The organism is Neorhizobium galegae (assembly GCF_017877135.1).
In the GTDB taxonomy this organism is placed as follows: Bacteria; Pseudomonadota; Alphaproteobacteria; order Rhizobiales; family Rhizobiaceae; genus Neorhizobium; species Neorhizobium galegae_A.
Window position 1 is genome coordinate 373,879 of sequence record NZ_JAGIPH010000002.1, and the last position, 19,303, is coordinate 393,181.

At 61.6% G+C, this 19,303-nt stretch carries 18 protein-coding genes; 4 read left to right on the top strand and 14 right to left on the bottom strand.

Annotated features, from left to right (window positions below):
- Window positions 1–5 precede the first annotated feature (5 nt).
- The 3 genes from J2858_RS09325 (at window position 6) to J2858_RS09335 (ending at window position 2,837) form a co-directional block, all read left to right on the top strand.
- Window positions 6–1,040 (top strand): ABC transporter substrate-binding protein, encoded by a 1,035-nt coding sequence (locus tag J2858_RS09325; protein ID WP_210104717.1) that lies wholly within the window; start codon window positions 6–8, stop codon window positions 1,038–1,040.
- A complete protein-coding gene (locus tag J2858_RS09330; RefSeq protein ID WP_210104515.1) occupies window positions 1,037–2,239 on the top strand; it encodes an acyl-CoA dehydrogenase family protein in 1,203 nt (400 codons plus the stop codon). The genes J2858_RS09325 and J2858_RS09330 overlap by 4 nt, the downstream gene beginning before the upstream one ends.
- A gap of 142 nt (window positions 2,240–2,381) precedes the next feature.
- Window positions 2,382–2,837, top strand: coding sequence for an RrF2 family transcriptional regulator (locus J2858_RS09335; protein ID WP_210104516.1), 456 nt, complete (start codon window positions 2,382–2,384; stop codon window positions 2,835–2,837).
- A gap of 6 nt (window positions 2,838–2,843) precedes the next feature.
- On the opposite strand, the gene J2858_RS09340 is transcribed toward J2858_RS09335, so the two are convergent.
- From J2858_RS09340 to J2858_RS09375, 8 genes are all read right to left on the bottom strand, one after another.
- Window positions 2,844–4,046, bottom strand: coding sequence for an acyl-CoA dehydrogenase family protein (locus tag J2858_RS09340; protein ID WP_210104517.1), 1,203 nt, complete (start codon window positions 4,044–4,046; stop codon window positions 2,844–2,846).
- Window positions 4,047–4,175: 129 nt separating this feature from the next.
- Window positions 4,176–4,721 carry a flavin reductase family protein gene (locus J2858_RS09345; protein ID WP_210104518.1) on the bottom strand — a complete coding sequence of 182 codons (546 nt, stop codon included), beginning with the start codon at window positions 4,719–4,721 and terminating at the stop codon, window positions 4,176–4,178.
- Between the two features lie 211 nt (window positions 4,722–4,932).
- Window positions 4,933–5,787: an ABC transporter permease subunit gene (locus J2858_RS09350; protein ID WP_210104519.1), complete on the bottom strand. Its 855-nt coding sequence runs from the start codon at window positions 5,785–5,787 to the stop codon at window positions 4,933–4,935.
- A complete protein-coding gene (locus tag J2858_RS09355) occupies window positions 5,784–6,575 on the bottom strand; it encodes a taurine ABC transporter ATP-binding protein (RefSeq protein ID WP_210104520.1) in 792 nt (263 codons plus the stop codon). Before J2858_RS09355 ends, J2858_RS09350 begins: the two co-directional genes overlap by 4 nt.
- 90 nt (window positions 6,576–6,665) lie before the next feature.
- Window positions 6,666–7,673, bottom strand: a complete 1,008-nt coding sequence (tauA, locus tag J2858_RS09360) for a taurine ABC transporter substrate-binding protein (RefSeq protein ID WP_210104521.1) — start codon at window positions 7,671–7,673, stop codon at window positions 6,666–6,668.
- A gap of 274 nt (window positions 7,674–7,947) precedes the next feature.
- The gene (gene ssuD, locus J2858_RS09365; RefSeq protein WP_210104522.1) at window positions 7,948–9,117 is read right to left on the bottom strand and encodes an FMNH2-dependent alkanesulfonate monooxygenase; all 1,170 of its coding nucleotides are present in this window, start codon (window positions 9,115–9,117) and stop codon (window positions 7,948–7,950) included.
- Between the two features lie 10 nt (window positions 9,118–9,127).
- Window positions 9,128–10,606 carry an FAD/NAD(P)-binding protein gene (locus tag J2858_RS09370; RefSeq protein ID WP_210104523.1) on the bottom strand — a complete coding sequence of 493 codons (1,479 nt, stop codon included), beginning with the start codon at window positions 10,604–10,606 and terminating at the stop codon, window positions 9,128–9,130.
- Between the two features lie 87 nt (window positions 10,607–10,693).
- Window positions 10,694–10,834 (bottom strand): hypothetical protein, encoded by a 141-nt coding sequence (locus J2858_RS09375; RefSeq protein ID WP_210104524.1) that lies wholly within the window; start codon window positions 10,832–10,834, stop codon window positions 10,694–10,696.
- Between the two features lie 584 nt (window positions 10,835–11,418).
- Between J2858_RS09375 and J2858_RS09380 the strand changes: the two genes are divergently transcribed.
- Window positions 11,419–12,054, top strand: coding sequence for an RBBP9/YdeN family alpha/beta hydrolase (locus J2858_RS09380; RefSeq protein WP_210104525.1), 636 nt, complete (start codon window positions 11,419–11,421; stop codon window positions 12,052–12,054).
- A 120-nt stretch (window positions 12,055–12,174) separates the two neighbouring features.
- Here the strand turns inward: J2858_RS09380 and J2858_RS09385 are convergent, their stop codons facing one another.
- The 6 genes from J2858_RS09385 to J2858_RS09410 form a co-directional block, all read right to left on the bottom strand.
- The gene (locus tag J2858_RS09385; protein WP_210104526.1) at window positions 12,175–13,050 is read right to left on the bottom strand and encodes a carbohydrate ABC transporter permease; all 876 of its coding nucleotides are present in this window, start codon (window positions 13,048–13,050) and stop codon (window positions 12,175–12,177) included.
- Entirely contained in the window at window positions 13,047–13,931 is an 885-nt protein-coding gene (locus J2858_RS09390) for a carbohydrate ABC transporter permease (protein ID WP_210104527.1), read from the bottom strand. Before J2858_RS09390 ends, J2858_RS09385 begins: the two co-directional genes overlap by 4 nt.
- 92 nt (window positions 13,932–14,023) lie before the next feature.
- Window positions 14,024–15,298, bottom strand: a complete 1,275-nt coding sequence (locus J2858_RS09395) for an extracellular solute-binding protein (protein WP_210104528.1) — start codon at window positions 15,296–15,298, stop codon at window positions 14,024–14,026.
- 84 nt (window positions 15,299–15,382) lie between these two features.
- Entirely contained in the window at window positions 15,383–16,456 is a 1,074-nt protein-coding gene (locus J2858_RS09400; RefSeq protein ID WP_210104529.1) for an ABC transporter ATP-binding protein, read from the bottom strand.
- Window positions 16,457–16,463: 7 nt separating this feature from the next.
- Window positions 16,464–17,972 (bottom strand): alpha-N-arabinofuranosidase, encoded by a 1,509-nt coding sequence (locus J2858_RS09405; protein ID WP_210104530.1) that lies wholly within the window; start codon window positions 17,970–17,972, stop codon window positions 16,464–16,466.
- 125 nt (window positions 17,973–18,097) lie between these two features.
- Window positions 18,098–19,027 (bottom strand): ArsR/SmtB family transcription factor, encoded by a 930-nt coding sequence (locus J2858_RS09410; protein ID WP_210104531.1) that lies wholly within the window; start codon window positions 19,025–19,027, stop codon window positions 18,098–18,100.
- Window positions 19,028–19,303: the final 276 nt, after the last annotated feature.

Here is a 19,303-nt window from a genome sequence, read left to right on the forward strand (position 1 = left end):
AGACAATGATCATGACCCTGTCTGAACTTTGGTACACCCGCTGCCCGGTGCCGACACCCGTCGGCCTTGCCGCGCAACTCGGCCTTCTGGAAAAGACGTTTTCCGATGCGGGCGTGACGCTGAAATCGATCATCGACTCTCCGGACAGGAATGTCCGGCAGAGCCATTTCAATCATACGCTCGAATGGTCCTTCCGCCACGGCGGCAATGTGCCACCCATTCGCGCCCGATCGGAAGGGCGGCAAACGCGGCTGGTCGGCATCACCTGGACGGACGAGTTCCAGGCGATCGTGACGCCTCCCAAGAGCGGCATCCGGTCGATCCGGGATCTGGTGGGGCGGCGAATCGGCATTCCGAAGCGTCCCGAAGGCATTGTCGATTTCATGCGGGCCACGGCACTCAAGGGGCTGGTCTCGGCGCTTTCGCTGGAGGGTCTTTCCGTCGATGACGTTCAGTTGGTGGATGTCGAGATCGCGCAGTCGGTTCTTGCCGACCAGGAAGGACAGTCGCTCTTCGGCCTGAAGCGCCGGCAGTCTTTTGGCGAGGAGGCCGCGGCGCTCCTGCGGGGCGAGGTGGACGCGATCTTCGTCAAGGGAACCGCCGGCATTGCCGCTGCCAACTTCATCGGTGCGGTGCCGGTCGTGGAATTCGGCTTTCACCCCGATCCGAAGATCCGGATCAATTCCGGCTCGCCGCGCATCCTGACGGTGGATCAGAGGCTGGCGGACGAGCGGCCGGATCTGGTGGCGCGCCTGATCGGCGCGATCCATCAGGCCTCCGCCTGGGCTGAACGGAACCCTGAGGAGACCCGACGCTTCGTGGCGCGCGAGGCGGGTGCAACCGAAGAGCAGGTGCTTGCGGCCAATGGCCCGGATGTGCATCGCCACCTCGGCCTCTCGCTCGACCCGGCGCTTGTCGATGCGGTTGGCCATTACAAGGATTTTCTACGCGACAGGGGTTTCCTGGAGGCCGATTTCAGCGTGGCTGACTGGGTGGATCACAGGCCGTGGGAACTGCTTGACGGAAGGGCGGTGGCATGACCGTTTCGGCAACGGCTTTCCCCAGGGCGCCGGTCGAGGCGGATGTGGTCGCAATCGCCCGGGATCTGGCGGTGCGTTTTGCGCAGACGGCCGCCCACCAAGATCGAACAGGCGAATTTCCCACCGCCAATATCCGGGCTTTGTTCGAGAAAGGACTGCTGGGGCTGGTGACCGCCCGCGAGCAGGGGGGCCTCGGAGAAGGACTTGAAGCAGCACAGGCGGTGATTTCCGCCATCGCGACCGGCGAACCCTCGACGGCGCTGGTTCTTGCCATGCATTACAACAACCACGCCGCCATCCGGCGTGGCCAATGGCCGTCGCATCTGGCGGAACGGGTGCTCGCGGCCAATCGACGGCGGCCGGCGCTGTTGAATGCCGCCCAGGCCGAACCCGGCATGGGATCGCCCGCCCATGGCGGCCTGCCCGCCACGACGGCGCGGCGCGAGGGCGAGCACTGGATCATCGATGGCCGCAAGAGCTTCATCACGGGCTTGACGGGCCTCGCCTTCGCCAATGTGCTGGCGCTGACGCAGGAGCCGGTGCCGCGCCTGATCCAGCTTCTGGTGCCCCTGGATGCGCAGGGGATCTCGCAGGTGAAGACCTGGGAGGCGGCGGGCATGTATGCCACGGCGAGCGACGATCTGGTGCTTCAAGAGGTCCGGGTGCCGATCGATCACATCATAGCCGAACAGCCGGCAAGCGAGCCTCTCAGACGCGACGAGGCAGGCGGCAATGTGTTCTTCACGCTGCTGGCAGCCGTTTATCAGGGTGTCGCCACGTCTGCCCGTGACGATCTGCTGGGGCACCTGACGCAGCACAGCCCGTCCAGTCTGGGGCAGCCGCTTGCCTCGATCCCGCGGCTTCAGGAGGGATTGGGCGAGATCGAGGTTCTTCTGGCCGCCAATGCACGGCTGCTGCAATCGGTCAGTCGCGATGTCGATGCCGGCAGGTCCGTCGATACAGACGCCATGATGCTGCGTCACCTGGTCATCGAAAACGCGGTCCGGGTCACGGATCTCGCGCTGGAACTCGGCGGCAATCGCGGCCTTCGCCGGGATTATCATCTGGAGCGGCATCACCGCGATGCCGTGACGGCCAGAGCGCATGCACCGCAGAGCCACATGATCCGCACAATCCTCGGAAAGGCGGCGATTGCGCGGTTTGCCGCCGCAAGCCATGCAGCAAGACTCACCGGATGAATGCTAGGCGCTGCCCACCGGCGCCGAAAGGGCTTGCCAGGCTCAATCGTCATCCTTGCACCAGCATCGCGAGCGCCCTTGCCCTTTGTGGCGCTGATCGCCTATATGCAGACGATACACCGAGCGGGATGATCATAAGGCGATGCTGACGAAGAAGGGCAAATACGGGCTGAAGGCGCTGGTTCACCTTGCACAACTGGCGCCGGGAGAAACGGCGTTCGTGGCCGACATCGCTTCCCAGAACAATATTTCGAAGAAGTTCCTCGATACGATCCTTCTCGAATTGCGCAATGGCGGGCTTCTTCGCTCCAAGAAGGGGCCGGGTGGCGGCTATGCGCTCTCCAAGCCGGCTACCGAGATCTTCGTCGGGCAGGCGATCCGTATTCTGGACGGTCCCCTGGCGCCGCTTCGCTGTGCCAGCAAGACAGCATTCGAACCCTGCGATGATTGCGATCATCCGGAGGACTGTCAGATCCGCGCCACGATGACGGATGTGCGCGATGCCATGGCCGCCATTCTCGACGGCACCAGCCTTGCGCAATTCGTGCAGAACAAAAAACCGACATCGGAACGCCTGAGCGCCGCGACCGAAATCTGACTTTGGTCAATTGACCGCCGTGGTTGTTCCGGTGTTTGACGCTGCAATGAGATACCGGGCCAGAACCTGGCGGTGACCGGCCCGATGCCGGTTGGATACGCGCCCGTTTTCCACGTGTCCATGGGCAATCGCCGGAAGCGATGACGGGCCCTGCAGATCCAGAATGGCTGCAATCGCCTCCCGGACGATCTCGCCGGACAGGATGTTGGCGGATGTCGCCGACAGCCAGGCCTTGTTCTCCGACTCCACTGTCGCATCGACCTGGGCAATGTCGAGATGCAAGCCCGCCCGTTCCACCATGGCGCCCAAGCCTTCAATGCCTGCGGCCAGCCGGCCGAGCGCATTCAACACATGCAGTTCCTCGTCGTCCCGCCGGTCGGGACCGGCGCGATCGGCCCATTCCCGGCTCTGCCTTGCGGCGAGATCGTTCAGAATGCGGCGCGCGATGCCGAGATCGATGGCGCTGTCGAGCAGCAGGGAGAGGATTGCCGGCGTGGACGGCTTTTGCCCCTCGGCCGGAAGGGTCAGGATGCTGTCTGCTGCGATATGCACATCGGCAAAGACAAGCAGCGGGGCTTCCTGTCCCACCTGTTCGGCATTCGCCGACATGTCCTTGAAGCTGATTTCGTCCGTGTCGCGATGAACAAGCGCCATGTGTGACTGGCCATGTCCATCAAGGCTCGACACCGCGATCCAGTCCGCAAACAGCGGCAGCAGCGCGCGCAACTCTCCGGTCAGGCTGCATCCCGACCGGTTGATGGAAAGCTGGGCTTGCGCAGATGAACCTGCCTGCCTGTTCGAAGGCTGCAACGGCACGGCGCAGAACTGCTCGCCGGCAAGCGCGCCGGCAAAGAAGAACTTCTGCTGGGCCGGTGCGGCTGCGATGCGTAACGTTTCCAGCACCGTGAAATGGCTCTTGAGGCTTTCGCCGATCAGCGGATTGGCTTCGGCCATGATGGCGACGATATCGGCAAGCGAGGCATTGGCAAGATCGGGCCCGCCAAATTCGGCCGGTACCGTGACCCCCAGAAGCCCGGCATGGGCGATCCACTCCAGCTCGCGATAGGGCAGGGTATGGCCCTCGCTAGGCGAGGCGGAGGCAACAGTGCGCCTGGCGAACTCCCGTGCGGCTGCCAGCGCCTCCTCTTCCGTCGAAGGATGCCCCATATCCTGTTGCGAATGAACGGGCAGGCGAAACACATTTTGCATGTACGGCCCTCCAAATCCTTTCAGAATGCTGCCACGGGCAAAGCCCCACGGGAAGAACGTTTCATCCGGCAAGGCCGATCGGGAAAGCAAATCTTTCCCCGTTCACGGGCTGCGTCAAAACACGCGGAACTAGCCGAGCGTATGATAGGTGCCGCCCTGGTAGACGAGCGAGCGGCCGCCCGAGACGCGGATGGCCAGCACCTTGCCGATCACGATCACATGGCTATGGCGTTCAATCGCTTCCTCGACAACGCAGTCGATCGCAGCCACGGCATCTTCCAGCAGCGGTGCGCCGCTGGCAAGCCGGGTCCATTCCCATCCGCGGTAGCGATCCTGTCCCTTCAAGCCGCCGACGCCGGCAAACTGGTTGGCGAGCGCCTGATGTCCGGGCCCGACGACATTGACGCCGAAAAACCCATAGCGCTCCAGAACCGGCCAGGTGGACGATGTCCGGTTGAGTGCCACCAGCATGCGCGGCGGCTCGATGGACAGGGCGGTTGCCGATGTCACGGTGGCGCCCGTGCGCGTTTCGCCTTCACCTGTGGTGATGATGCTGACACCACCGGCAAGGCTTCGAAGCGCAAGCTTCAGGCTGTCTGCATCCGCCGGACGATCTTGCGGTAGCGGGCGAGCATCATCTGTCTCAAATGCCTTCGCGGAAAACTGACTGGTCATTGCGCTATCCCTGAGCGGTGGTTCGATGCTGACAGGCTAACGGCGGCCAAGGGGAGATGCGAGACAGTCTATTTCATTCCCCATAAAGATTGTAGAATTCAATTCTTCAGCGCTGTTTGATTGCTCGCCTCCGGCGCGATTGGATCTCGAAATCAGCCGAGCGTTCCTCAGATGATAACGGAGCTATGAGTCATCATGGCCACATCTGAATTCAGCTCTTGCCTTTCCAGGGCACCAGGATTTTCTCCAGCAGTCTCAGCGTAAAGCTGAAGCCGAAGGCGCAGAGCGAAATGATGGCGATGCCTACGAAGACCACGTCAGTGGCTAGAAACTGTGCCGCCGACATGATCAGGAAGCCGATGCCTCTCGTCGATGCAATCAGTTCAGCGGCGACCAGCGTGCCCCAGCCCACGCCAATCGCAATACGGACGCCTGTGAGGATTTCCGGCAGGGCGCTTGGGAGGACGATGTGGATGAAGAGTTGCCACGGCTTGGCCCCGAGCGACTTTGCCGCATTGGCACGCTCCACCGAAACCGAGCGGACGCCGGCCTGTGCGGACAGGCAGATTGGCGCAAACATGGCGAGAAACAGAAGCGAGATCTTGGATGTTTCGCCAATGCCGAGCCAGATGATCATGAGCGGTAGATAGGAAAGCGGCGGCAGTGGCCAGTAGAATTCGATGGGCGTATCCAGCACGCCCTTTGCCCAGCGGTTGAGCCCCATCAGGAGCCCGAGCGGTATGCCGGTCAGGACGGCGAGAGCGGCGGCGAGCCCGATCCGAAACAGGCTGGCGCCGACGTGCTCGCCAAGAGATGCACCGGCGTAGCCGTCATTGAAGATGGTCACGAACTGACGAAGCACTTCCGCGGGCGAGGGAAGAAAAAGTCGCGGCACCAGTTTCAGCTCCGTGGCAAGCCACCAGAGCGCGATCAGGGCAATGGCGGTGGCGATGCTGATCGCCGTCGTGCTTCTGCCTTCCAGCCCGAAGCCGATCGGCCGTACCGTCTTTTTGGCGGAAGCAACCGTGCCTTTTTCTGCGGTGGTGTTGAGTTCGAGAACGGTCATGCGGCGGCACCTGCAAGATGATGGTCGGAATGAAGAATGTCGCGGATCTCCTCGCGCAGATTTGCAAATTCCGGCGAGAGGTGAATGGAGCGAACGTCCTGCGTCTCGATAAATCGACGCACAAAATCGAGATCATAGCGCGCCACGACGCGGCCTGGGCGCGGAGACATGACGATGACCTTGGTGCCGAGGAAGAGAGCCTCTTCGATTGAATGCGTGATGAAGAAGATCCGCTTGCCGGTGCGATGCCAGACGGAGATCAGCAATTCCTGCATCTGTTCACGCGTCAGGCTGTCCAGGGCGCCGAAGGGCTCGTCCATCAACAGAATATCTGGTTCGGTCGCAAGCGCCCGCGCAATCCCGACGCGTTGGCGCATGCCGCCGGAGAGTTCATGGGGAAAGCTGCGGGCGAAATCGGCAAGCCCCACCAAGCCCAGCAGTTCTGCGGCTTTTTCATGCCGTTCCTTGCGGCTGACACCTGCGAATTTCAGCCCGAGTGCGACATTGTCTATGACCGTCGACCAGGGCAGCAGCGTGTCCTTCTGGAAGACAACGCCACGATCCGCACCGGGCCCACCAACCGGACGTCCGTTGAGGGTAATCGATCCCTCGGTCAGCGGCAGGAAGCCGGCAATGGCGTTCAGCAGGGTGGATTTGCCGCAGCCGGATGCGCCAAGGGCAACGACAAAGTCACCTTCGCTGATATCGAGGCTCACACGATCCAGTGCGTGGATTTCCTTGCGTTGCCGTCCCTCGAAGAAGACGCTGGCATTGCTTATTCGCAACATCTCATTTCCTCGCGAAAAATGCCCCGCAAGCCTTTGCTGTGCGGGACATGAAAATATCAGCGCAGGCGATTTGCCCCGTGATGATTGACCTTACTGCGTGGCCTTCAAGGCATCCGGCGTCACGAAGGCCGCGTAGCTGGGCAGCACTTCGGAGATCTTGCCCTGCTCCTTCAGGAACTGGGAGGTTTCCTTCAGGATCTGGGCGGCACCCGACTTCTCGCCGCCGCCGAGCCAGGCTGCGGAGGCCTGAGCCTCAGGCGTCAGCAGGTTGAGGTTGTTCAATGCCGCGGCCTGTTGCTCGGCGGTTCCGCCCAGAAGCTTGGCAAGCGCCTTGGCATTGTCGCTCTCTGCCGACCAGGCGGTTTTGTCCCGCGTGAAGGACGCGTAGTATTTGTTGATTACGCTCGAAAACTGGGTGAGGAAAGCGCTGTTGTCCTTGGCGAACTTGTCGGACACCACCCATGCCGAGAAGGTTGGAGCCCCCTTTTCCGCCACTTCCTTCGAGGTGATCAGGACCTTGCCGGTTTTCTTCAGTTCCGTCAGGGCCGGATCCCATACAAAGCCGCCGTCGATATCGCCGCGATTGAAGGCAGCGACAATTTCCGGCTGGGGAATGGCAAGAACCTGAACGGTCTTTTCGGTCAGGCCCAGCGACTTGATGAGCTGCAGGAGCTGGTAATGGTCTGTTGAAACAGGCGCTGCCGCCAGCTTCTTGCCCTTCAGATCGTTCAGCGAATTGATGCCCGAGCCGTTGCGGACGACAAGCGCTTCATCAATGCCGGAGATGGAGGCGAGATAGAAGGCCTTGACAGCCAGTCCGCGGGACGTGGCCGCGGCAAACGGGCTGGACCCGACATAGCCGACCTGGACGTCACCGGATGCGATGGCCGCAAAGACATCAGCACCCGAATTGAACTTGCGGAAGTCGATGTCATAGCCGGTGGCTGTTGCGAATTCGCCGTTGGCGATGGCGACAGACGACGGCAGCGCATCGGTCTGATAGCCGACCACGACCTTCTTGTCGGCGGCGTTCACGGAGGCTGCCACAAGCGTGAGACCGATGGCAGCAGCGGCCGTGAGGATTTTTTTGAAAAGCATTGTTTGCCCCTTCCTGAGATAGTGTTTCCCGTCCTTATGTGTCGTTCAGCATAGGGGGCTCTGCGCGGGAGCAGGAGAAATAAAAACCTTTAAACCCATAGATAAAGTGAACTAATGGGCTGTATTTTCCGCCGGGCTTGCACGCTTTGTTCCGTTGTCGGCGATGTGCCCGTCCTGGTGGGAGAAGATCAGTGTTCCTCTCAGAAACAGAAAGGGCGGCGCTCCTCTCGGAGCGCCGCCGCGAGATGCAGTGCAAATGGCTATTGGCGCAGCTTCAGGATCCGGAGGCGACACGCACATTGCCGCCATGGCCGCCGCCGCCGAACAGCTGCTTCTTGCCGAAGGAGGAGCGCAGCTGGTTTCGCGGGCCACCAAGGCCGATTTCGGGGAACAGCAGCTCGGACACCCGGTAGGCTTCTTCGAGATGCGGATAGCCGGAGGCGATAACGGTATCGATGCCGAGATCCTGGTATTCGCGCAGCCGCTCAGCCACTGTCTGCGGCGAGCCGACAAGTGCCGTGCCGGCGCCTGAACGGACCAGGCCGATGCCAGCCCAGAGATTAGGCGAGACTTCCAGCTTGTCGCGACGCCCGCCATGCAGCGCCACCATGCGCGCCTGGCCGACGGAGTCGGAGTTTTTCGCAAACACCTGCTGCGCGGCGGCGATGGTGTCATCCGAGAGCTTCGAGATCAGCCGGTCGGCCGCCTCCCAGGCTTCCTCATCCGTTTCGCGGACGATGAAGTGCAGGCGGATGCCGAAGGTCACTTCGCGGCCATGGGCGGCGGCGGCCTTGCGCACCTTGGCAATCTTCTCGGCCACCTGTGCCGGCGGCTCGCCCCAGGTGAGGTACTTGTCGATGATCCCGCCGCAGAAATCGATCGCTGCATCGGAGGAGCCGCCGAAATAGATCGGCGGGCGCGGGTCCTGAACCGGCGGCAGAACCAGTTCCGCATCATGCGCCTTGATGTATTTGCCATCCAGATTGGCGCTGCCGGTTTCGATCAGCTTGTTGAACACCTGGAAAAATTCGTCCGCATGGTCATAGCGTTCGTCATGCGGCAGGAAGATGCCGTCACCGGCCAGTTCCTGCGCGCTGCCGCCCACGACGATGTTGAGCAGAAGCCGGCCATTCGATACGCGGTCGAGCGTGGAGGCAAGGCGGGCATAATAGGCGGGCGAGGCAACGCCGGGTCGGATGGCGACCAGGAACTTCAACTGTTCCGTATGGGCCGCGAGATTGGCGGCCAGGATGAAGGATTCCTCGCAGGCAGCCCCCGTCGGGATCAGCACGCCCGAATAGCCGAGGCGGTCGACCGTCTGGGCGATTTCCTTGAAATAACCCGGATCGGAGGGACGGCTGAGATCGTCAGAGCCGAGATAGGCGCCATCGCCGGAGGAGGGGATGAACCACAGAAAATCAAGCGGCTTGTCGGTCCTTGTCATAGGGGCTTCCTTATCTGGCACGGGACCGGAGCGCGGGCAGCGCCCGATCACTTTCATCGTCCGGCTCATGTGGTTGTTGTTTTGCGCCCGGCAGTTCGGGCAAAGCGAGATGGTGCGCCACCTTCTGCGACACCAGAAGCGCATGTTCCGTCACCTGCGGCAGCCCCATCAGTTCGCCGAAGGTGCCGCGGGCCAGCGGTCCTGCGATGAAGAGATCCCTGATGGGCTGACCTTCGGCACCCAGCGCATTGGCGTTGAGATCGCAGGCGAGACCGAGGCCGGTCTCGCAGGCTGTGAGGAACCCGGCTTGCGCCAGTTCCTGCAGAAAGGATTGCGAGCGCAGGATCTGCCCGTGCGCCGGGCCGGTGGTGACGACGATGGCATCCACGTCAAGGGAGGTGGTGGCCTGTTGCCTCTGCCGGAGTTCGACGCGAAAACCCGCTTGGCTTGCCTCCACCCTGGCAAGCGAAGCGGCGAGGATTGTGAGACGCCCGGCTGACACGGCATCGTCCAGGACGGCCTCGACCTGTGGCGCGATGCGGAAACGGTGGGCATCCCAGAAAGGCCGCGCCAGCCGGGCAATGCGCCGACGGGCGGGAATATCCAGCGCACGCCAGATGGCAAAACCCTGCGTGCGAACGGCATCCAGCACCGGGTGCCATGTCAGACCCAGCGCCTTCGCCTCCCGGATCGCAGCGCGAATGCGATGAAGAAGCTCGGATGCCTTTCGCGAGGGGGATGTGGTGAAGTCGCCGAAGGGGTCTTGTATGCTCATCGGATGGCCGCGCGAGCGCAGGCCCCGGCGGGAAATGGAGGTGATGGGTCCGCGGTGGCCCTGTTGGGCAAGGCTTGCCACCACATCGGCGGAGGTGAGGCCATTGCCGATGATCAGCAGAGCGTCATCGCGGCCGACCGGCTCCAGCGCTTCCGCAACCGTGACGTCGCTGATAAGCTTGGGATGGTTTTTAACCGGCGACAAGGCCGAGGGCATGGCGGGTGACGGATGCGTTGCGGCAATCACGACCACATCCGCGATGATGCTCTCCGTCTGCGCATCCGTGAGGTGCCAGCGGTTAGCAATCCGGGCAATGCTGTACACGGTGGAGCGGTGATGAACGACAACGCCGGATGCCAGCAGCGGGGCGATTTCGGCGGCGACATAGTCACCAAAGACGCTGCGGCGCGGATAGGGATTGCCATCCGGGGCAAGCAGGTTGCCATCCCGATCCTGCTCGCTGCGGCGCTCTACGAAAGCTTCAAAGCTGTCCGGCAGGTCAGGATAAAGCGACATACGCCCGGCCGGCACGTTGATCCGGTGAGCCGGATCCGAGGTGCTGTAGGCAAGACCGGCGCCGAGCGTCGAGCGCGGTTCAATGATGACGATCCGGGCCGCATCCCCATGGTGCCGCACGAAGTGAAGCGCGAAAGCGGCGCCACTGAAACCACCGCCGACCACGGCAATCACGGGCTTGTCTGAGATGGGTGGCATGGTGCTTTCTTGAACGGTTTGTCTCTGAGGCGGCCGACCTTGCTTGGCGGTTCCGGTCGCGTCAAGCGCGCAACATGGCGTTCAGCCTTAAAATCCGAGCGTCATGAAAAGGACGAAGGCGAAGGATGCCGCGAGCGCACAGCGACCGATGAGAAGGTCGATCGGCCCCTTCAGCCGCAGGCTCGGCCAGGTGATGGTGCGCGTCGGGCGTTCAACCACATAAGCCATGGCAGATCCTCAAAGAACGGGGAAGGCCGCAAGTCTCCAGAAGGAGACTTCGGCTGCCTGATCGCGGTCACGGTCCGAAAGAGCGGTCGGTCCGTTCGGTTCGCCCGGCTCGACCTGTACGGGCAAGGGCGTGACGGGACCGGATGTCCTCCATCCGAAAATCCGCCGGAGAGGTCGTGTTTGCAAGAAAGAGAGCATTGGAAACCTCCGCATCCGTTGAAGTATCCAGTGTCGTTCCCTGCGCCAGAATCGTCAATATTGTCCATAAAATAACTATTCTATTTGCGGCGACCTTGAGAGAATGGATCTTTCTCTTGAGGCCGTTTGGCGCGAAAACTGACTTTGGCCGTGGCGGGGCTATGCGCGGTTCAATTTTCGCCCCTCGCTCAGCGAGCGTGTGAAAATATCGTTTTCAGCACCGGTGGCTGTGTTATCGCCCCATGGGGCAGACCCGACGAACCACGCAGGCGCGGGAATGCCATAAAATAATCTAGTGAACTGATGGAATTCGGTAGGGGATTTCTTCGGTCGCTGGTTGTGGCGGCGTATCATGCCAAAATCGCAATCTAACGGGAAACCCCTGCATGGTTGATACGCTTATATTGCCGGGCCTCAACGGATCGGGTGAGGCGCATTGGCAGCGCATTTGGAGCCGGGAGCGGCCGCATTGCCGGGTCCTTGAGCAGGAGAACTGGGCCTGTCCCGACCTGCGCCAGTGGCGGGAGAGGCTGGAAGAGGAACTGTCGGCATCGGACAGCGTCGTGCTGGTCGCGCACAGTCTGGGCTGTATTCTGGCGGCCAGCCTTGCCTGGTCGCCGTATGCCAGAAAAATCCGGGGCGCGCTTCTGGTCGCGCCCTGCGACATGAAGAAGGTGGAGGAGTTGCACCCGTGCGCCGTCCACCTGGACCGGTTTCCCGACGAACCCCTTCCTTTCCCCAGTCTCGTTATCGGCAGCGCAAACGATCCCTACATGGATCCGGCCTCCCTTCAGCGCCATTCCGCCCTGTGGGGCACCGACGTGAAGTCCCTGGGCGCCGTCGGCCATATCAACATCGCCAGTGGCTTTGGACGCTGGTCACAGGGTTACACCATCTTCGACGACTTCATCGAGCGCTTGAACCGCCGCGAGCCGCCTGCAGCACCGCCGCAACGCGCAATCCCCAGAACGGATTTCCAAAGCGCGGTCGCCGATCCGACGCTGTCACTGATCCCGAACTGATACCCCGCAATGCCTGGCATTGCGCCTGATGGAGCAGTTTCGTGACAGGGGCGTGGATGCGCTTATTGCTGCGCCCCTTCGGGCCGAGGCGGGTTACCCCTTGAGGGTCTGGATCCGGCCTCACCCCTTCACGCCCGATGAGATCATGATGGCTTCCGTCACGCGGCGCTGAAAAATGATGTAGGCGATGATGACGGGCAGCGCTGCGAGCATGGCGACGGCCATGAGGCGGGCATAGGCGACGCCGAAGGCGTCCTTTACCTGGGTGATGCCGACGGGGATCGTCATCATGTTTTCCGAGGTCACCACCAGGAAGGGCCAGAAGAAGGCATTCCACACGCCGATGAAGGTGACGATCGCCATGGCCGTCGTGATGCCCCAGTTGAGCGGCAGAAACACCTTGAAGAGAATGGTGTATTCGCCGCCGCCATCCAGCACCACGGCCTCGCGCATTTCCTTGGGCACGCTGTCGAAGAACTGCTTGTAGACGATGATGACGACCGGGGCGATGAGCTGCGGCAGGATGATGCCGGCCCAGGTGTTGATGAGGTTTAAATCCTTCATCAGGATGAACTGCGTTACCACCAGCGTCTGCGCCGGCACCATGAAGCTCGCCAGCACAACGCCATAGAGCAGGCCTCGGCCGGGAAAGCGGATCTGCGACAGCGCGTAGGCGCAGAGCATCGAGATGAACAGCACCAGCACCGTGACGATGACCGCCGTGCCGACGGAGTTCAGATACCAGGTCATCAGCCGCGTGTTGAAAATGGCATTCACATAGGCGTTCAGCCGGAATTCGTCAGGCAGGAGCGAGGCATTGCCGGCGACGTTCTCGTCCGACCGGATGGAGGTGATCAGCGTCCAGTAGAGCGGAAAGATCCAGACCAATGCCGCCACCAGCGTGATGGTGGACAGCACGATGTTTTCGATGCGGCGCGCAAGGCTCTTGGCCGGGCGCCGGGTCTGGCTGCGGGGCGCGGTCAAAACGTCGCTCATGAGTTCCTCCGGATGCGCAGCAGCTGGAATTGCAGGACGGATATGACAGCGATCAGCAGGAAGACCACGGTTGCCACCGCAGACGCATAGCCGCCATTGTTGGACTGGAAGGCCTCGCGATAGACCTTCAAGAGCAGGACATAGGACGAATTGAACGGGCCGCCGCCGCTCAACAGATAGATCTGGTCGAAAATCTTCAGCTGCAGGATGAGCTGCAGCGTCAGCACCAGCGCCGTCACCGGCCAGAGGAGCGGCCAGGTGACACGCGAAAATTTCTGCCAGGTCGTGGCGCCGTCCAGCGCAGCTGCCTCGTAAAGCTCCGCCGGCACATTGCGCAGGCCGGCGAGAAACAGCAGCACGTTGAACCCGTTCGTCCACCAGATGGTGACGACGGCAACCGTCGGCATGACCCAGTAAGGGTTCTTGAACACGGCCACGGGCTTGCCAGAGATGAGCGCGATCAGCGGCTGCAGGATGCCGAACTGCAGATCGAGCATCCAGGCCCAGATTTCCGTCACCACCGAAACTGGCAGCACATAGGGCATGAAGAACAGCGCCATCACCAGCGTCTGGCGCACTCCCGAGAGGCGGCTGATGCCAAGCGCGATCAAAAGGGCGATGGCGGTCGTCGGGACCACCGTCAGGGCAACGAAATAGGCATTGTTCTTCAGCGAAATGGTGAACAGCCGGTCGCTCAGCAGCTTGGCGTAATTGTCAAAGCCGATCCACTGGCCGGCCCCGATCAGAGGCGCATCGGTGAAACTCAGCTCGATCATCTTAAGCATCGGATAGAGGAAGAAGATCGTGAAGGTCACGAGGAAGGGGGTCACCATCGTCAGCGCGACGAGGGATTTCTTGCGCCGGTTCTCGATCATCGCCATCCGCGGATCTCCTGCCTGTGTGCCGTGCCGTGGTCTTGCACGTCAGAGAAAAATGGCCCTGCGGCTGCGAAGGGAAGCCGCAGGGCCGCCCGTCACTTCAGCTTGTCCTGAAGTTCGAGCTTGATCTGCGCCACGGCATCGGTGCCGTTCATATAGCCCTGGATGGCGGGCGCGATCACGTTGAGGGCGGCGTCATAGGCGGGCGAGGCAACGCCGGTGATGCGCGTCTGCGGATCAAAGGCTGCCGCCTCAGCAAGCGTGGCATAGGTGGCGTTGGGCTCCATCGCCTTGTAGTCGGCGCCTTCCGTGACGGCCTTGTAAGCCGGGATATGGCCGGCATCGGCCCAGGAGATGGCGTGCTTTTCCATCCAGCCGATGACCTTCATGACGGCTGCGCGCTTTTCGCCGGAGACCGTCTTGTCGCCTTCATTGGGAATGGCAAAGGCATGCGAATCGGCCCAGGTCGAGCGCTTGCCCATGAAGGGCGGCACTTCGACGGCACCCCATTTGAAGCCCAGCTTGCCGTTCTTCTCGAGATCCTTGAAGGTCGGCACTTCCCACACGCCATTCAGCTGGAAGGCGGATTTTCCGGCGGAAAACAGCGCGACCGAGGCTTCATATTCCGCCTGTTCGGGCGTCAGCCCCTTTTCACGCCAGGCGCTCATGATGTCGATGGCTTTGGCGGCCTTGGCGGCATTGTCGCCATCCAGCACCTTGCCATTGGTGACGAACTCGCCGCCCTGTTGCGTGAGCAGCGTATAGAAGACGCGCCAGACACCGCCATCGCCACCGGACTGGTAGGTGAGGGGCGTCGGCACACCCTTCTGTTTCAGCCAGTCGAGCGCCTTGTTGAAATCCTCCAGCGTCTTGATGCCGGCAAGCTTGCCATTGGCATCGATATAGGGCGAACCTTTCAGGAGATCGGCATTGTAATAGAGAATGAGGGCGTGGATATCGAAGGGTACGGCATAGAGCTTGCCGTCATGGGTGGCGGCCTTGATCGGCGCCTCGAAGAAATCGTCCTTCTTCAGTCCGGCATTGGCAAGATCTTCGTCGGTGATCGGGCTCAGCACCTTTTCCTCGATGCCGAGCGTTGCGCGCGACAGGTGGTAGGTCATGACGTCGGGACCCTCGCCAACGGCAGAGGCGGTGCGCACCTTGGTGTAGAAGGGAACGCCCCATTCAAGCGTCGTGCCGCGGATGCGGATATCGGGATGTTCCTTGTTGAAGGCTTCGATGAGCGCCTTCATGCGCACGCCGTCGCCGCCGGAGAGAAAATCCCACCAGACGATATCCTGCTGGGCCGCAGCCGGAAGTGCTGCAAGGCCAAGCACGGTGCTGAGGAACAGGCTCTTGATCAGTCGCATCGTATTACTCCTCCCAAGGTTTGTCGTCATCGCCGCCGATCCATCGGAAGCGCTTCAGGCACTGCGAAAAACGCCTCCCCGCGTTCAGCGCAGCCGCCGGCCTTCACCATTGAAGACCAGCACATGTTTCGGATCCGCCGACAGGAACACGGTGGTTCCATCGAGGCGTTCACGCGAGCCCTGCCGCTGGACCACCAGCTCCTGGCCATTGGCCGTGCGGGCATAGAGATAGGAAACGTCGCCCAGTTCCTCGGCCACGTCGATGGTGACCGGCAGGCCGGGGGCGGCACCGATCGCCAGGTGCTCCGGCCGGATGCCGATCTCCACCGTCTCGCCGATGGACGGTGCCGCGGCAAGGTCGGTGAGGAACGGATGGTCGCTCCCCTCCACCGACAGAAAGACGCGCGAGCCGTCGCGGCCCGTGACACGGGCGGGCAGAAAATTCATCGCCGGCGAGCCGATGAAGCCCGCGACGAAGCGGTTGTCGGGGTCGTCATAGAGCACCAGCGGCGGGCCTGCCTGCTGCAGGTGGCCGTTCTTCATGACGAAGATGTGGTCGGCAAGCGTCATTGCCTCCACCTGGTCATGCGTCACATAGATCATGGTGGCGCCGAGTTTCCGGTGCAGCCGGGTGAGCTCCAGCCGCATCTGCACGCGCAGTTCGGCGTCGAGGTTGGAGAGCGGCTCGTCGAACAGAAACACTTTCGGCTGGCGCACGATGGCGCGGCCGATGGCGACGCGCTGGCGCTGACCGCCCGACATCTGCGATGGCTTCTTGTGAAGATGCTCTTCGAGCTGCAGGATGCGGGCTGCCGCCCCGACGCGGGCGTTGACCTCGTCCTTCGGACGGCGCGCGAGCCTCAGGCTGAAGGCCATGTTCTCGAAAACGGTGAGATGCGGATAGAGCGCATAGTTCTGGAACACCATGGCCACTTCGCGCTCGGCCGGCTCCACGGCCGTCACGTCACGTCCGTCGATCGCAATCTCTCCGCCGCTCGTTTCCTCCAGACCGGCGATCATCCGTAACAAGGTGGATTTTCCGCATCCCGACGGGCCGACGAAGACGGCAAAGCTGCCGGTCGGGATCTCCATGGAGACATCCTCAATCGCCCGGAAGGATCCGAACGATTTGGCGACGCTGGTCAGACGGACACCCATCGCCGCCTCACTGAACGCTGAGGCGGATGACGTGATAGGAGAGCGGTGCCACCTTGCCCCTCAAGGCACCATCCTGCATGGCGATGCCCTGTCCGGGACCGGGCACGATGCGGTCCGGCTGGTCCGGCCCGTTGCCGGTGCGCAGGTCATGGCCCTCGTAGGCAATGTGGAGCGACAGGCTGGCGCCGGCAAAACCGGTCAAAGCCACGTCGATGTCGGCTGCCTCGGTGAGGTGGCGGTTCAGCACGAAGAGGGTCACCATGCCCTCTTCGGCATTATGGACGCCCGCCACATCGAGATATTTGACATCGTCGGCGGTGGCGCAGTCATAGGTCGGGCAATCGACTGCGATGTTCAGCGCATCGCCTCGGCCATAGAGCGAGGCGAACTGGTAGGGGTAGTAGATGGTCTGGCGCCAGGCCGGCCCGTTCTTTTCAGCGCGGATCGGGGCAATGACGTTGACGAGCTGGGCGATGCAGGCAATGCGCACCCGGTCCGAGCGGCGGATGAATTCGTTGAGAAGGCCGGCAACGAACAGCGCATCCTCGAAGTTATAGGTTTCCTCCAAAAGCGCAGGCGCTTCCGGCCAATCCCAAGACTTGATGCGGCGGCCGTCTTCCTCGCGGATGTGATACCAGACGTTCCATTCGTCGAAGCAGATGCCGACATCATTCTTGGCGCGCTTCTTGGCCTTCACATAGTCGATGACGCCGCCAATGGTCTGGATATAGCGACCGGTTTCCTCGATCTTGCCGAAGTAGTTGAGCGTGTCGTGGCTGGTATTGCCAAAATACTTGTGCAGCGAGATGTGGTCGACGTTCTCGTAGCACTCCTCCAGCACCTCGCGCTCCCATTCGGGGTAGGTCGGCATGCGGTCGTTGGAACTGCCGCAGACGATGGCTTCGATGGTGGGGTCGAACCCCTTGAAGGCTTTTGCCGTCTCGTTGGCAAGGCGGCCATATTCGACAGCCGTCTTGTGGCCGATCTGCCAGGGGCCGTCCATCTCGTTGCCCAGGCACCACATCTTCACGCCATGGGCATTGGCGCCGTGGCTCTGGCGCAGGTCGCTCAGCGTCGTGCCGCCGGGGAAGTTGACATATTCGAGGAAATTGCGGGCGTCATCCAGGCCGCGCGAGCCGAGGTTGACCGCCAGCATCATCTCGATGCCGGCCATGCCGGCCCATTGGGCGAATTCGTTGATGCCGATCTGGTTGGTTTCCTTGGAGCGCCAGGCGAGATCAAGCCGCACCGGCCGCTGGTCGCGCGGGCCGATCCCGTCTTCCCAGCGATAGGCGGAGACGAAATTGCCGCCGGGATAGCGAATGGCGGGGATCTTCAGGTCCTTGACGAATTGCAGCACATCCTTGCGAAAACCGTTCGCGTCGGCATTCGGGTGGCCCGGCTCGTAAATGCCGCCATAAATAGCGCGGCCCATGTGCTCGATGAAGGCAGAATACAGGCGATCGTCAATGCGCCCAATCCGGAAATCCCGGTGGACGGAAATACGCGTTTTCATGAGGTCTCCTCCCGAGACAGTCTGTATCAGCAAATTGGATACGAACTTTATTTTGTGATATTATTGGCGGGGGAGAGGGGACTTGTCAACGCAAGAAATCATACTGTTGCGACAGGTATCCCGTTTCAGCCGGCCGTGCGCAGCCGCAGCAGGATATCCTGATCGTAATTGCCGAAGCCGCGGCCAAAGATGTTGAGCCCGCCCGGATGGCGCGCGCCAGCCTTCACCTCAATGCGCAGCCGGATCGAGCGGTGATCGGAAATACCTATGTCTTTCAGCGTGATAGAAGAAATTCGGTTGCCGTCGACAAAGGAGCCTTCTTCGGTGATGCGCCAGGTTTTCAGCATGCCATATTGCGATCCGGACAGTTTCCACCAGTCCGGCGTATAGACACCGCGCTTGTCGCCGAAGTCGCCGGGAGAGGTCCAGTCGCCGAGTTCCACACCGTTGACGGAGAGGGTGATGTCGGAGGGCCAGTTGCTATGGGTGCCGGGGACTTCGGAGCTCACCTCCATGGCAAATTCCATTTCCGTGACGGTGCGGCCCTGGATCTTGGCATTGTTGGGAAACTGATATTCGACATAACCGGAGGTGAACCAGAGGAGGGCAGCCTTCATGCGGTCCGGATCCATGAATGTGTCGGGCACGTCGAGAAGGCCGATGATGCCATCGGGCGAACAGATGCCGCATGGTCCGGTCACAGAGGCCTGGGTATAGAGACCGAGCGGCATGGCCACGGTGATCCGGCTGGAATCAATGGCTTTTTCCGGCTTGTGGAAGGAAATGACCAGTTCGTCACAGGTGGCGAAACAGATCTTCTGGCTGCCCTTGCGTGCCTTGCGGGTTTCTGTCCGCAGCAATCCCGCCGCTTCCAGCGCGGTAACCCCTGCCGATACGGTCGATTGCGGCAAGGTGAGCCGTTCGGCGATCTCGTTGACGTTGAGGCCGCCCGTCTCGTGCAGAGCCTTCAGGATCTGGACTCGCACGAGCGAGGCCGCCGCCTTCAGGACTTCGAAATCCTTCTCCGCGTCGATCAGCAGGAAATTGGGTGTCATTCGGGATCTTTCTGAAGCGTAGGCGATATGTATCTGCATTCATGATATAAATGCAGGGCCTGTACTTGTCGATTAGAAGGGGCTGATTTTTTGCTGCCTTCTCGGCACTGATATTCGCCTCACGCTTCGGTTCCGTCAGGGCGTGCAAGGACACCTCGACCTATGGTGGGAAAGGCCCCGGGGCGGCAGTCGTTGAACGTCTGCAAAGGGTTGTGGAAACAAGGGAAAAGGCTTTGCCGCGTGCTGGCGGGCGCCTGCTGTCTCAAGCCTCGGTTA